Source organism: Herbinix hemicellulosilytica (genome assembly GCF_002904165.1).
Classification (GTDB): domain Bacteria; phylum Bacillota; class Clostridia; order Lachnospirales; family Lachnospiraceae; genus Mobilitalea; species Mobilitalea hemicellulosilytica.
In genome coordinates this window covers 446,743-461,500 of the sequence record NZ_CVTD020000008.1, presented here as the reverse complement: position 1 = coordinate 461,500, position 14,758 = coordinate 446,743, and the positions used below count along the sequence as shown (strand labels likewise).

Here is a 14,758-nt window from a genome sequence, read left to right as displayed (position 1 = left end):
TTTCTGTGGTAAACCTTATTTTTTATGACAAATATATTCACTTTTTTCTTTATCTTTTAGATCGCAATTTTTTCGTATTCTTAATTCATCTATAAAATCTCCAAGGAATGATAGCGACCCGAAAGCAAAAATAATATCGTTTTGTTTTGCCTCTTTATAAGCTTTTTTTAAAGCTTGCCTTATATCAATTCCGTCAATTACATTACCGCAATATTTTGACGCCTCGCCCGCAAGTTTATCCGAAGGCAAAGCCCTGGGGTTACTTGGAGTTAAGGTTATAATAGTATCCGCCAAAGGAGCAAGGATTCTTAGCATATTTTTGTAATCCTTATCCGCTAGTACCCCTATGATAAATATTAATCTCTTATTTGTAAAGTACATTTCAATAGATTCTCTAAGCCTTATGGCAGCCTCCTCATTATGGCCACCGTCTATAAAAACATCGGGATTATTCGCAACCCTTTCAAACCTTCCGGGCCATTTTGCCATCCACAGGCCTGTTTTGATAGCATACTCATTAATATTGTATCCCAGACTTTCTAAAACCCTGGCGGTCCGAACAGCCAAAACGGCATTCTGAACCTGATGTTTTCCCAAAAGCAGTATCTTATAATTTTCGGTAATATTTTGGTCTGTATATGAAAAATCGGTATGGCTTATATTATACCGTATATTTCCTGTATTCGCACTGTCTGCAATAATCAAAGGTATATTAAGTTCCTCTGCTTTTCTTTTAAATACCGACAGTACTTCCGGCTTCTGATTGCAGGTTATCGCAACTGAACCCGGCTTCATTATACCGGCTTTCTCCGTGGCAATCTGCTCAAGAGTATCCCCAAGATATTGCATATGGTCAAAGCTGACTGAAGTAAATACACTGCATACTGGACGGGATATTACATTTGTAGCATCAAGCCTCCCTCCCATACCGGTTTCCAGGACCATTAAATCGACCTTCTTTTTAACCATATATAAAAACGCCATGGCTGTTTCTATCTCAAAAGATGTAGGATGCGAAAGCTTTTCTCTAACCATATCCTCACAAAGGGGTTTAATCATGCATATAAGTTCCTGTATATCTTCTTCAGAAATATATTCTGTATATAAATCATACTCTTTGGCCCCTTTTACATTGTCGCTTGTACGCCTGATTTCCGATATCTGAATCATTTCTCTGTAAGAAAATACAGACGGAGAAATAAAACGTCCCACCCGATATCCTGCGGCACAAAGAATTGATGTAATAAAGGCTGCCGTAGATCCTTTTCCGTTGGTTCCTGCTATATGAATAATCTTTAGCTTCTCCTGAGGATTATTAAGTCTTCGCAGCAATTCCCTTATATTTGCAAGGCCGAGGATTGTACCGGATTTTTTTGCCTGTTCTATAAAATCTAAAGCTTCATTATATGTCATTATCTTTCTCCTATATACGGCTTTATTTTTCAATAAGTGTTTTATAGATAACAGTCAGCGCTTCTTTTAGAGCTTTCACTATTGCTGATTTTACTTAAACCTTATTCATTTACGCTACTGACATAACTTTTTAAGTATTTATCATTTATCCAATATTTTTACTTCCTAATATCAGCTTATAGCCTTAACTTAATCTTTTTTCCTCTTAAAAATATAGAATTTACTGAATATATAGTTTATTACAATAACTATTACAGCCAGTGCTCCTTTGACAAACCAGCGATAAATTCCCAAAACTTCTACAAACAGATACATTCCTGCCTGTTCAACTCCTAAAGTAACAACCCTTGCAATAAAAAATTTTATGATTTTAACGGTTTCATCCCGGGAACTTTCACTTTTTGAGTGGAAAACATTCCATTTATTCACTACATAAGCAAAGGCCACCGCTATTATCCAGGCTAGGCCATTTGCTATCAGATTTGACAACCCCAGTCTATACAGAATTTCGTAGCTGATTAAATTTACCAGTGTGGTGCATATGCCTGCTACCGTATAGGATATTGTTTCTTTGTTTACTATCTTTTTTATCAGTTTATTCATTTTTCCTCCAAAACAGCGACGTATATATAAAATTCTTGTAAGATACCTATTACCAATTTTTTATCCTATATTCATAATCAAATATACCATACCCTTACAACCCGTTTTCGTCAAGAAAAAATATATTTTTTCGCCAACTTTAGTAAAAAAGATTTCATACCTGGTGTTTTAATATAATTTGATATACCATTCCCCAACCCTAACACTTGACAAAAACCAAAAAAGAACTGTCAAAATATTTATAGGATACAGGTAAATAAAGCTTTACCGTATCCCATAATAATTTGCGACAGTTCTCTTTTCATTTTACTATCCATTTTTATTCAAAACATTCCCTTAATTTTTTTAATGCCTTTTTTTCAATACGGCTGACATAACTCCTTGAAATACCAAGTTTTTTTGCTATTTCTCTTTGGGTTACTTCTCTTCTTCCAATCAGCCCATATCTTAAAGATATAATCTCCTTTTCCCTGTCTGTTAACACTTTATCTATTACATTATATAATTTTTTTATATCCTCTTCCAAAACAATATTCTCTACAATATCCGTGTCCGTTTCTTCTATTATATCCAACAGATTGATTTCGTTGCCTTCTTTGTCGGAACCTATAGGATCATACAGATAAACCTCTTTATTCAGCCGCTTGTTACTTCTTAACATCATAAGAAGTTCATTGTCAATACAGCGGGATGCGTAGGTAGCCAGGCGAATCCCTTTCTCTTCATCAAAAGTATCGATCGCTTTAATCAAACCAATTGTTCCGATCGATATTAAATCATCCGTTTCCTTGTCTGACATACTATACTTTTTAACTATATGGGCTACCAACCTTAAATTATGTTCAATCAATATGTTTCTGGCTTCTTTATCTCCTGCTTTGCATCGTAGCAGATAATCAGCTTCTTCCTTTGTACTTAACGGCTTTGGAAATGATTTCACGAAGATAGGCACCCTCAATGCTTAATGATTCATTACTATACTATGAATATAAATGACATAAAGTGCCTATCCATCTTAAAAAAGGACAAAAAGAGCAAAAGTACTTGCTATATCGTCGAAAAAGCCTATGCCTGTATTAGTTTAAGCCTGCTCTTTTCGTCTTAATATATCATAAGGATAAAGCTTAACCCCCAGATCGATATAAATACTTTGCTTAGGATGGGGACAACTGTCCATATCGTTACCTTCCTCATCGGTAATCCTTTTTACAACAGCTTTGATAGTCTCCCAATTCGGCCTGATAACCTCTATCTCTTCTCCGACAAAGAATTTGTTTCTCTGTTCCAGATTATACAACCCGTCTCTTTCTCCTGTAATGGTCCCAAGATAAGTATATGATTTCTCGTAAGTGCTTCGGTCATATATCTGGTCCTCATAAGTCGGCTTATTAAAGAAAAAGCCGGTGGTAAACTGACGATTGACCCCTTTTTTGGCCTCTTCCAGATATAAGGCTTTATTCTCTTCATAAAGCTTGGGGTCTGTAAAATAGTCATCAATAGCTTTCCTGTAGCTTCTTGCTATTGTAGCCACATACAGGGCGGTTTTCATCCTTCCTTCAACTTTAAAGCTGTTAACCCCGGCATTTATAAGTTCAGGTATATACTCAATCATACACAAGTCTTTGGAATTGAAGATATATGTTCCCCGTTCGTTTTCCTCGATAGGAAGATACATCCCGGGTCTTTTTTCTTCCACCAAATGATACTTCCATCTGCATGAATGGGTACATTCGCCCAAATTGGCATCCCTGCCGGTAAAATAATTGCTAAGAAGGCATCGTCCCGAATAAGCTATACACATAGCCCCATGAACGAAAGCCTCAATTTCCATATCTTCGGGAATGTTTTTTCTTATTTCTGCTATTTCCTTTAAGGATAATTCTCTTGCGGCAACCACCCTGGTTGCCCCCATGTTGTACCAAAATCTATAAGTAGCATAATTGGTGTTGTTAGCCTGGGTACTAATATGAATCTCAATCTCAGGGGCTACTTCTTTTGCAATCGAAAACACCCCCGGATCAGTTATAATAAGCGCATCCGGCTTATCATCCCCAAACTCCCTAAGCTCCATAAAATATTTTCTTATTCCTTCAAGATCATTATTGTGGGCCGTTATATTGGCGGTAACATAAACCTTTTTACCATGACTGTGGGCAAAGGCAATGCCTTCTTTCATTTCTTCCATGGAAAAATTCTTTGCTTTAGCCCTAAGCCCGTACATATCGCCGCCTATGTATAAGGCATCGGCCCCATACATTACTCCTATTTTAAGAGTTTCCAGGTCCCCTGCCGGCATTAAAAGCTCCGGCTTTCTTCTGTCTAAATTCATAATATCCTTCTTTCTATAAAAGTAACAAAGGCTTTTATTTTAATCCATAATTTAAAAATGATTTTTTTATTATTTATTTTATTATTTATATAAAAAATTTTTAGCAATTCTTGGACATTTTATTTTGATTGAAACTAAATTTAAAGCACTTTAATTTACACTTACATACGGAAAGCCTGCCTTCATGTCCTTCTTATAACATATTAATCCGTTAATACCGTTTATCCTGTGATTCAAATCACGGTTACAGTCGGATTTCACCTTATTGCTTGCGGTAACTGATTGTGATCCCGTCACCAATAGGAAGAATTATTGTTTCCAATTCGTCCATATGGGTTATTGTATAAAGATATTCCCTCATCCTGGTATGAATGGTCCTGTCCCTTCTGGTAATGCTGTATCTGGAATTTATAACGGTGCCATCCTGCAGGACGTTATCGGACAGAAGCAGTCCTCCTTTTTCCAGCAGCTTCATCAGCAAGGGAAGGAAGTTCAAATACTGGGCCTTGGCGGCATCCAGAAATATAAAGTCATAAGTTTCATTTGCATTTGCCAGATTATTTAAAATCTCCATGGCTTCCCCCTCAAGCAGTTTTATTTTATTCCTGTGGGGAAAGGCTTCACTTTTCAGGTTTTTTCTTGCTTCAACCAGGCGCATGGGAACTTTTTCAATAGTGGTAATCTTACAATCATGCGGTGAATACTCACTCATAAAGAGGGCGGAAAAGCCAATGGCTGTTCCGACCTCCAAAATTCTTTTCGGTTGTTTTATTGTCAGCAAAAAGCGGATAACTCCCTGAATTTCTTTGCGAATAATCGGAACCATGTTCTCTAAAGCTTCCTTTTCCAAATTATAAAGCTCAGGCGGCAGTTCTTTATCCAGGGATTTTATATATGCCGCAATTCTCTCCGGAGTAATCATCTTGCCTCAAATCCTTCTTAAGATAAATGCATACTTAATCGGTTTCATCAATCTGTTCAGTCTGTACCAACGACTTTGAATAATCGGTTATTATATCAAGTATTTCATCATAGGTCATGGATGAGTTAACTTCATATTTGCCCGGCATAAGTACTTCGCTTTGAAGCTTGGTTTTTAAATAAAACGCATATTTGTTTTTAATCACACGGTATAATTCAAGCTTTTTGGCAACTTCCATAGTAGATTCGCCCTTACCGATTTCAATATATACGTTTCTTCCGGGCTCCGGATCTACGGATACCGGTCCGTATAACTGATATGTAAAATCAAAAGCAGTCCGGCTGCCGTAAATGACAAAAACTATTACCAGAATAAAAAATATAATATTTAAAAGTAACCTGAGAATAAAACTTGATATCTTAAATGTTACTTTAAAAAATGTAGATGAAGAAGCCATAATTTTGCTCTCCTAACTGTTAAAATATAAGGGATATCCCGAAAGTTTATAGCTTTCGGGATATGCTTTTCATTCGATTTCCATTATAATCGGCAGAATCATGGGAGTTCTCTTGGTCTTTTTCCAAATGAAATCGCTTAATGAGTCTTTTATTTCCGTCTTAATTCTGCTCCAATCGGTAATATATCTGGTTAGACACCTGTCTAATGCAATTCTTACTACTTCTTTTGCTTCTTCCATAAGGTTTTCGGATTCTCTTACATATACAAAACCTCTGGAAACTATATCGGGACCGGCAAGTACCTGATTTGATCCCCTCTCCAGGGATATAACTACAATAATCAGACCGTTTTCGGAAAGCATCTGACGGTCGCGAAGCACAATATTTCCGACGTCTCCGACACCTAAACCGTCAACCAGGATACCTTGAGCGGTAACCTCACCGGTAACTTCGGCTTTTTCCTCGGTGATTGTAAGTACATCCCCGGAAGACAAAAGAAATATATTGTCTTTAGATACACCCATCATCTGGGCAATTTCAGCATGACGGATAAGATGCCTGTATTCCCCGTGAACCGGAATCGCATATTTGGGCTTAGTCAGTGCATATATTAATTTAATTTCCTCCTGACAAGCATGACCGGATACATGGGTATCCTGATAAATTACTTTTGCCCCCTTCATGGACAGCTCATTTATAACCCTTGAAACGGATTTTTCATTGCCGGGAATCGGTGTTGAACTAAGTATTACCACATCTCCCGGTTTAATGGTTATCTTTTTATGAATTGAAGCTGCCATTCTTGACAGGGCAGCCATGGATTCTCCCTGGCTTCCTGTGGTAATTACCACAAGCTGGTCGTCGGTATAATTCTTCATATGCTCAATATCGATCAACACACCGTCAGGTATATTAATATACCCAAGCTCGGAAGCTGTGGTTACGATATTAACCATGCTGCGGCCTTCGATGACTACTTTCCTTCCGTATTTAACCGCAGAATTTACAATTTGCTGTACTCTGTCCACGTTTGAAGCGAATGTAGCCACAATAATTCTCTGCATGTAATGGTCCGCAAAAATACTGTCAAAAGTTTTTCCTACGGTACTTTCCGACATGGTGTATCCGGGTCTTTCGGCATTGGTACTGTCACATAAAAGGGCCAGTACGCCTTTTTTTCCTATTTCACCGATTCTCTGAAGGTCAATAGGCTCGCCGAATACCGGTGTATAGTCTATCTTAAAGTCTCCAGTATGGAATATAATTCCCGCAGGAGTGAATATTGCCAACGCAGCCGAATCGGCAATACTGTGATTGGTTCTTACAAACTCAATCCTGAAACAACCCAGGTTAATAGATTGTCCGTATTTTACAACTTTTCGTTTTGTGCCTTTTAAAAGATTATGTTCTTTAAGTTTGTTTTCAATGATTGCCGTAGTAAGTTTTGTGGCATATACAGGCACATTAATTTCTTTTAATATATAGGGCAAAGCCCCAATATGGTCTTCATGGCCGTGGGTTATTACAAACCCTTTGACCTTTTCGATATTCTCCTTAAGGTATGTTACATCGGGAATAATAAAATCGATTCCCAGCATATCATCCTCCGGGAATGACAAACCGCAATCTATTACCACAATGGTGTCATCGTATTCAATAGCCGTAATATTCATACCGATCTTTTCAAGACCGCCAAGAGGAATAATTTTTAATCCTCCGGTTTTTTTATTGTCTGTCTTTACTGATGATTCTATGCTATTTGTCAAACTGCTTGTTTTACCGTTTCCGTTACTAATGCTCCTTTTTGCGGTACTTTTACCGTTTGCTATATTTGCTGTATTATTTATATTCTTTCTAATTCCGGCAGTTTTTCTGTCCTTTATTACTGTCAATGTTTCCTTTTCTTTCAAAAAAATTGCACCTCCAATGGTTTATGTACATATTTATCCATTATATAAGTGCATGATATATTAATTAGACTTCACTGCCCTATTATTTATGCATTCCTTGCAATAGCCGTATAGCTTAACCTCATGATTGACCACGTCAAATCCGAGAGTTTCTTTAATCCTACTTTCTAGATTCTCAAGCAGATCATCCTGAAATGCATAAATATTTCCACAATCAAGACATATTAAATGATGATGATGGTGGCAATTTTCTTCAGGGTTTTCACTACCTATTTCGTATCTGACATATCCATCATCCAAATTAAGTTTATCAATAAGATTTAATTCCGATAACAATTGAATAGTACGATACACGGTCGCCAAGCCGATATCCGGATAATCTTTCTTGACAACATCATAAATTTCCTCAGCGGTCAAATGTTCACCCGGTCTATCGCTTAGTGCCTCCAAAATCGCTATTCTCTGATTTGTAACCTTAAGTCCGTTCTTCCTTAATAAATCTTTGAATTGCTCTTGATTGTTAGGCATTTTATCACCGTTCCATCTAATATATATCAATGCAATTAATAAAGTTCTATATCATCCAATAATTCTTTAAAAACTTCGGACACGTAAGCAAATTCCGCGTCATCGTCAACTATATCATATACGGCTTCCGCATCCGTATCTTTTGATATATCTTTAAGGATAAGAGCTTCCTCTTCTTCCCCGTCTGTTGTGCATACCAAAAGATAATTTACTCCACCAAGTCTGGTTTGTTCTATTACCTCAAATACTACTTCTTCTCCGTCATCCGTTGTAAATACAATTTCGTCAGGCTTGTTTCCCATATTACTCATACCTTTCCGTTTCTTTACCGTTATCCTTCTGATTATACAGTTTGTCCAAATATCCCTGCAAAATAAATACTGCTGCAATCATATCGATTACAGATTCTTTCTTTTTTAATGACAATCCTCCTTCTGTAAGAACATTGTCAGCAGAAACGGTAGTAAGTCGCTCATCCCATAAAATTACTTCCAGATTTGTTCTTTTGCGGAGGATTTCAGCAAATTCTTCTGTTTTTTTTGCCCGATCTCCGATGGAATTATTCATATTTTTAGGGTAACCAACAACTATTTTGGTTACCTCATATTCTTTTATAAGTTCTTCAATTCTTGCTAAGGTTCTTCTTAGTTTATTCTCCTGTTTTCTTTGAATAACCTCAATCCCCTGCGCTGTTAGTAAAAGCGGATCACTTATTGCAACCCCGACTGTGACGGATCCGTAATCAAGTCCCATGATCCTCATTATTTATCTCCCTTAAGTCTATCTGTTTGCTAGTGCTTGTTTATTTACACTTCTTCTCTATATAAAATTTCAGCAACTCTTCAATTATTTCATCTCTCTCAACTTTCATTATCAGGCTTCTAGCCCCTTTATGGCTGGTTATGTAGGTTGGATCTCCCGACATTATATATCCGACTATCTGGCTTACAGGATTATACCCTTTTTCCGTTAGAGCGGCGAAAACCGAATGAATCACATCCGACACATTCGTATCCGCATCTTTCTGTACTTTGAAATACTGTGTATTGTTAACCTTTGGCATAGAATCACATCCTTCCCAGTTAGGGTTTGATCCTCTTTAACTAAAAATTCCTTATACTCTACTATAATATATATATGTTGAAAATTCAATTAAATTATTGCTGCATTGTACATAACAGCAAATCATCGGTTAATAATATATCAGTTTTTACATGAACAATACGGTTAATTAAATTCTCATCGGATTTAAGGGCAAATTTTACATAACGCTCATTATGGCCTATTTGATATTTAACCCCATCAATTTCCTCTTCTTCTTCAAATAATATTTTCTCTATTCTTCCCAAAAACAAAGCCTTATAATCCATAGACATTTTTTTTGCCACAGATATAAGTTCATTGCTTCTTTGCTGTTTTATGGCTTCGGGTATTTGATTCGGCATTTTTGCGGCTATGGTGCCTTCCCTTTTGGAATACTTAAAGACATGTATATGGGAAAAGCCGATCCTTTGCACAAAATCAAGAGTTTCCTTAAACTCTTCCTCGGTTTCTCCCGGAAAACCCACTATAACATCGGTAGTAAAGGCCGGAATATCAAAATATTTTCTGATAAGCCTTACTTTTTCTTCGTATTCCTCGGCGGTATATTTTCGATTCATACGCATAAGCACCGAGTCGCTGCCGCTTTGCAATGACAAATGAAAATGAGGGCAAAACTGCTTTACGCCCGCCATCTCTTTTACAAAAGCTTCCGTTATAATACGGGGCTCCAAAGATCCCAGACGGATTCTTTCCACACCGGGAATTACGGAAATAGCCTTTATCAATTTTGCCAAAGGCATATCATCATTATCTTCCTTCTTAATTTTACCGTCAGTACCGTAAGATGAAATATGGATACCGGTCAGGACAAATTCCTTATAGCCCATACCTGCCAGTTTATTGATCTCTGCAAGGATATCCTCTTCATCCCTGCTTCTTACTCTTCCCCTTACGTAAGGAATTATACAGTATGAGCAGAATCTGTTGCAACCGTCCTGAATCTTAATAAAAGCCCTGGTTCTTTCCATGGTTGATATAATATGCAGATCTTCATATTCCTTTTCTTCATCTATATCAACTACCATGTTATAGCTATTTTTATCGGATATATATTTTTCAACCAACCTGACAATTTCAGATTTCCTGTTGTTTCCGATAACCAGGTCCACACTGCTGTCATTTAAAAGTTCCTCTTCTTTCGCCTGAACGTAACAGCCGACAGCCGCTATTATAGCTTCGGGATTCCTTTTTCTTGCCTGATGAAGCATCTGCCTGGATTTTCTATCTGCGATATTGGTCACTGTGCATGTGTTTACCACATATACATCAGCAAGCTCCTTGAAATCTACAATTTCATAACCTGCAGCTTCAAACATACCTCTTATGGCTTCGGTCTCATATGAATTGACCTTGCAGCCCAGAGTCAAAAATGCTGCCGTTTTTTTCATTCCTTACATCCTTTCTTCGGTGTCAGGCACTGTGAACAAATTGTGAACGGATTATTCACAATTTGTTCATGGTGCCTGACACCTTTTTATATACTTTGTATATTGACTTTTAAATTGTTAAATTATAGTATATACTTATATTGATAATAAAGGAGGTTAGTTCCATGAAGACAGTTAAGATATCCTTAAACTCAATTGATAAGGTTAAAGCCTTTGTTAACGATGTTACCAAATTCGATTCCGATTTTGATTTGGTTTCAGGCAGATATGTTATAGATGCAAAATCCATAATGGGTATTTTCAGCCTTGATTTATCCAAACCTATCGATTTGCACATACATGCAGAAGAGAACCTGGATGAGATTCTTAAAACACTAAAACCTTATATCGTCGAATAAATATAAGATTTTTGGAGCTGCCAAAGCAGGCAGCTCTATATTATTAGTATAAATTCTATCTAAATTTTATTCTATTTCAATTATCTCAACTGTCTTAAGGGCTGTTTCCAACAGCTCGTCGATCTTTTCTTCCAGTTTTCTTTCCGAATGACGGATTTTCTTAAGATTGGGTTTTGTAACCGGATGTTTTGCCACAAATATAGTGCAGCAGTCTTCATACGGCTGAATTGATGTTTCGTAAGTATCTATAGTTTCCGCAATCTCAACAATATCTTTTTTGTCAAAGGCAATAAGTGGCCTGTATACCGGCATGGTGCAAACTTCATTGGTGGCAGCCAGGCTTTGCATAGTTTGACTGGCCACCTGGCCAAGACTTTCTCCTGTTATAAGTCCGAGACAGTTTTCTTGCTTTGCAAAATGCTCGGCAATCCTCATCATATACCTGCGCATAATGATAGTAAGTTCGTCATGGGGACACTGGTCATAAATATATAGCTGTATGTCCGTAAAATTAACCACAAATAGTTTCATCCTGCCGGCATAGCGGGATATTTTTTTTGCCAGATCTATTACTTTCTGTTTTGCCCTCTCGCTGGTATACGGGGGAGCATGGAAATATACCGCATCCACGGATACGCCTCTTTTAGCAATCATGTAACCGGCAACAGGGCTGTCAATGCCTCCGGACAATAAAAGCATGGCTTTTCCGTTGGAACCTACAGGCATTCCGCCGGGTCCCGGTATTTCAACGGAGTATATATATGCCTTTGTGCGAATTTCTACGTTTAAACTGACTTCAGGATTGTGAACATCCACTTTAAGATTGGGAAACCTGCCAAGCAGATAAGCTCCCATCATACCGCAAATATCCGGAGATGAAATCGGATAATTCTTATCCGCCCTTTTTGCAAATACCTTAAAAGTAAAATCCGCATCCGGATACATGGCCTCTACATAATCCCCAACGGCTTTGGTTAAACTCTCCCAGTCAGTATCTGCTACAGTCACAACAGGGCAAAATGATGATATGCCAAATACCCTCTTTAAAGCTTCAACAGTTTCCTCATAGTCATAATCCTCGGGGCATTCAACAAAAACCCTGCCCTGTTCTTTAAATACCCTGAAAGTGCCTAAAGGCTTTAAAGCATCCTTTATCCTGTCACATAAAGCGTTTTCAAACAGATACCTGTTGTTTCCCTTCAATCCGATCTCAGCATATTTTATTAAAAATGCTTTAAACATACTCATCTTAACCTTTCCGTTTATTTGTCTGTGCCTTTATCTTCTTGTATATCTTCTTAATTTCGGAACTAAATCCATAATCTGCTCTATCGCATATTGTATCTCTTCTTCGGTAGTCATCTCCGAAATTGAAATCCTTATTGTAGAATCTAAAAGAATCTTAGGTATGCCTATTGCAGAAAGAGTTGCACTGGGCTGCGGGTGATGGGAACTGCAGGCTGAGCCTGATGAAACATATACTCCCCGATCTTCCAGGGCATGAAGTAATACTTCGCTTCTTACACCTTCAAAGCTTGCCGAAACAATATGGGGTGCCGTCATTTTTATATGTTCCATCTCATAATTACTTTCGCATTCCTCAGGAAGCCCGTTTATAGTTACCCCGTCAAGCCCGCTTAATTCTTTAATTATAAGCTGTTTTAACTCATACATTTTGTTTACTTTTTGCTCAAAGTTCTCATATATATCTTTAACCGCTTGTCCTAAGCCGGCAATAGCCGGTACATTTTCCGTACCTGACCTTAAGCCTCTTTGGTGGCCGCCTCCAAAAATAATCGGTTTTAATCTTATATTGTCATTAACATATAAGGCTCCGATTCCCTTAGGCCCGTGTATCTTATGGCCGCTTATGGACAAAAGGTCTATACCCATTCTCCTTGGATGAATTCTGTATTTGCCGAAAGCCTGCACCGCATCTACGTGAAATATTATATCATTCTTAATCTTTTTAATCTCTCTTGCAATTTCTTCTATATCCTGAACAGATCCTATTTCGTTGTTTACGAACATTACGGATACAATCTGAGTCTCATCATTAATAGCATTATAAAGCTTGTCCTTAAAAATCTTTCCGGTACGGTCTACCGGAATAAAATCAATTTTATATCCGTTTTCTTCAAGATATAAAAGGGGCTGATGCACCGAAGGATGTTCAATCCTTGTTGTGATAATGTGTTTGCCCCGCCTTTGATATGCCATTGCCGTTCCTATCAGAGCAAGATTATTAGCCTCCGTTCCGCCTGATGTGAATATTATCTCTTTCGGTTCAACTTTAAGGCTGTCGGCTATAATTTGTGCAGCTTCCTTCATATATTTTTCTGCATTTACCCCCATCCTGTGCATTGAGGATGGGTTGCCGTAATCCTCATACAGAACCTTTATCATTATATCCCGTACCCGGTCGGTTATTTTTGTTGTTGCCGAATTATCCAAATATACTTCCATATGATAATCCCTCTTACTCAGTCCAAATAAAATCGTCTCTAACATAAAATAAGATATTAATCAACTTAAATCCAATAATAACTATAATTATACTATATTATAGTATGTTTTCCAATGAAATTATTTATTATAAAAGAATTATTACAACCATTAATGTACCATATCCGTTTTGTTATTCTCTAAAATTTTCAAAACCCAATAAGGATTTACACTCATCTCCGTATTACCAGAAGGAACATAAATCCCCAAATGGAGATGAACATCAAATTTTCCTATGGTCCCTTCCTTGCCGTAACCGGAATCTCCCATAAATCCCAGAAGCTGTCCGGCCACCACATAATCTCCTTCTTTCAGATCGGGGGCATATGTATGCAGGTGGGCATAGTAAAAATAAGCACCGTTTTTTGCACGGATACCGATACGGTTTCCACCCTTTTCAAGCCAACCCATCTTTTCGACAACTCCGTCTGTTATGCTTACAATAGGAAAATACCCCCGTATATTATTTCCCGCCATTATGTCAGTTCCTTCATGCTTTCTGTTGCCCCCATAGGTTCTTGGAGCAAACCAGCTGTCTTCATAAGATACTGTATCCGCATCTTTTCCCATATTAGGTATGGGAAAATACTTAATATCCGAAAAAATGGCCTTATAATAGGAATATAGTTCTCTGAATGTTATTGTATTTGCTACCCTACCGATACCCCTAAAAAATGTTTCTGCATCAGGTACCCTGCCTGCAACCAGGTCAAAATCAGCCATCATCATGGAAAATGTTAAATACCCGATATAATTCATATAAGGATATTTTCTAATCCCGGGATTTGACCCTATATATTTATCCGATATTTTTACTATCCTGTCAAGGTTTCTTTTGCTAATCCGGACATTACGAAAATCATCGTAATTTAACTCTTTTGCAAGTATATCCCTTATTTGCAGCTCAGAAATTATAAGTTTTTGGCATCTTCCGGTTACAAACAGAGTAATAAGCAGTAAAGTAAAAGTATATAAAACAAAAAAAGACGACTTATACTTTTGCATAACTTCCTACCTTTTCCACTTATATTGTTCCATTATTCGGACTAATAAATATATGAAAAAAGCAGGTTGTTTATGACTTTACACACTTGAATAATGCATGACAAAACCCTATCAAGATTTTGCCATGCATTATGCTATTATCTTTTATATAGAATTATTTAAAATTTTTAATTTAGAAATTAATTTTATTCTTAA

At 37.2% G+C, this 14,758-nt stretch carries 16 protein-coding genes; 1 reads left to right on the top strand and 15 read right to left on the bottom strand.

Annotated elements, in window-relative coordinates:
• Positions 1–15: 15 nt before the first annotated feature.
• From HHT355_RS03075 to mtaB, 12 genes are all read right to left on the bottom strand, one after another.
• Positions 16–1,413 carry a bifunctional folylpolyglutamate synthase/dihydrofolate synthase gene (locus tag HHT355_RS03075; RefSeq protein ID WP_103201976.1) on the bottom strand — a complete coding sequence of 466 codons (1,398 nt, stop codon included), beginning with the start codon at positions 1,411–1,413 and terminating at the stop codon, positions 16–18.
• Between the two features lie 189 nt (positions 1,414–1,602).
• Positions 1,603–2,016, bottom strand: a complete 414-nt coding sequence (locus tag HHT355_RS03070; RefSeq protein WP_103201975.1) for a GtrA family protein — start codon at positions 2,014–2,016, stop codon at positions 1,603–1,605.
• A 319-nt stretch (positions 2,017–2,335) separates the two neighbouring features.
• The gene (gene sigK / locus HHT355_RS03065) at positions 2,336–2,956 is read right to left on the bottom strand and encodes an RNA polymerase sporulation sigma factor SigK (protein ID WP_103201974.1); all 621 of its coding nucleotides are present in this window, start codon (positions 2,954–2,956) and stop codon (positions 2,336–2,338) included.
• 141 nt (positions 2,957–3,097) lie between these two features.
• Positions 3,098–4,345 carry a peptidase U32 family protein gene (locus HHT355_RS03060; RefSeq protein ID WP_103201973.1) on the bottom strand — a complete coding sequence of 416 codons (1,248 nt, stop codon included), beginning with the start codon at positions 4,343–4,345 and terminating at the stop codon, positions 3,098–3,100.
• Positions 4,346–4,607: 262 nt separating this feature from the next.
• Positions 4,608–5,267, bottom strand: coding sequence for an O-methyltransferase (locus tag HHT355_RS03055; protein ID WP_103201972.1), 660 nt, complete (start codon positions 5,265–5,267; stop codon positions 4,608–4,610).
• Between the two features lie 34 nt (positions 5,268–5,301).
• Entirely contained in the window at positions 5,302–5,724 is a 423-nt protein-coding gene (locus HHT355_RS03050) for an endolytic transglycosylase MltG (RefSeq protein WP_103201971.1), read from the bottom strand.
• A 69-nt stretch (positions 5,725–5,793) separates the two neighbouring features.
• On the bottom strand, positions 5,794–7,479 hold the full coding sequence (locus HHT355_RS03045; protein WP_242967513.1) for a ribonuclease J: 1,686 nt from the start codon (positions 7,477–7,479) through the stop codon (positions 5,794–5,796).
• Between the two features lie 216 nt (positions 7,480–7,695).
• Positions 7,696–8,163: a Fur family transcriptional regulator gene (locus tag HHT355_RS03040; protein WP_103201970.1), complete on the bottom strand. Its 468-nt coding sequence runs from the start codon at positions 8,161–8,163 to the stop codon at positions 7,696–7,698.
• A 35-nt stretch (positions 8,164–8,198) separates the two neighbouring features.
• On the bottom strand, positions 8,199–8,465 hold the full coding sequence (locus HHT355_RS03035) for a DUF1292 domain-containing protein (RefSeq protein ID WP_103202031.1): 267 nt from the start codon (positions 8,463–8,465) through the stop codon (positions 8,199–8,201).
• 1 nt (position 8,466) lies between these two features.
• A complete protein-coding gene (gene ruvX, locus HHT355_RS03030; RefSeq protein ID WP_103201969.1) occupies positions 8,467–8,925 on the bottom strand; it encodes a Holliday junction resolvase RuvX in 459 nt (152 codons plus the stop codon).
• A gap of 40 nt (positions 8,926–8,965) precedes the next feature.
• The gene (locus tag HHT355_RS03025) at positions 8,966–9,226 is read right to left on the bottom strand and encodes an IreB family regulatory phosphoprotein (protein WP_103201968.1); all 261 of its coding nucleotides are present in this window, start codon (positions 9,224–9,226) and stop codon (positions 8,966–8,968) included.
• A gap of 94 nt (positions 9,227–9,320) precedes the next feature.
• A complete protein-coding gene (gene mtaB, locus HHT355_RS03020) occupies positions 9,321–10,655 on the bottom strand; it encodes a tRNA (N(6)-L-threonylcarbamoyladenosine(37)-C(2))-methylthiotransferase MtaB (protein ID WP_103201967.1) in 1,335 nt (444 codons plus the stop codon).
• A 164-nt stretch (positions 10,656–10,819) separates the two neighbouring features.
• Here mtaB and HHT355_RS03015 point away from each other — a divergent pair, with 164 nt between their 5' ends.
• The gene (locus HHT355_RS03015) at positions 10,820–11,053 is read left to right on the top strand and encodes an HPr family phosphocarrier protein (RefSeq protein WP_103201966.1); all 234 of its coding nucleotides are present in this window, start codon (positions 10,820–10,822) and stop codon (positions 11,051–11,053) included.
• A 66-nt stretch (positions 11,054–11,119) separates the two neighbouring features.
• On the opposite strand, the gene thiI is transcribed toward HHT355_RS03015, so the two are convergent.
• The 3 genes from thiI to HHT355_RS03000 form a co-directional block, all read right to left on the bottom strand.
• Positions 11,120–12,295, bottom strand: a complete 1,176-nt coding sequence (gene thiI / locus HHT355_RS03010; RefSeq protein WP_103202030.1) for a tRNA uracil 4-sulfurtransferase ThiI — start codon at positions 12,293–12,295, stop codon at positions 11,120–11,122.
• A gap of 36 nt (positions 12,296–12,331) precedes the next feature.
• On the bottom strand, positions 12,332–13,519 hold the full coding sequence (locus HHT355_RS03005) for a cysteine desulfurase family protein (protein WP_103201965.1): 1,188 nt from the start codon (positions 13,517–13,519) through the stop codon (positions 12,332–12,334).
• 150 nt (positions 13,520–13,669) lie between these two features.
• Positions 13,670–14,563: a M23 family metallopeptidase gene (locus HHT355_RS03000; protein ID WP_242967505.1), complete on the bottom strand. Its 894-nt coding sequence runs from the start codon at positions 14,561–14,563 to the stop codon at positions 13,670–13,672.
• Positions 14,564–14,758 lie beyond the last annotated feature (195 nt).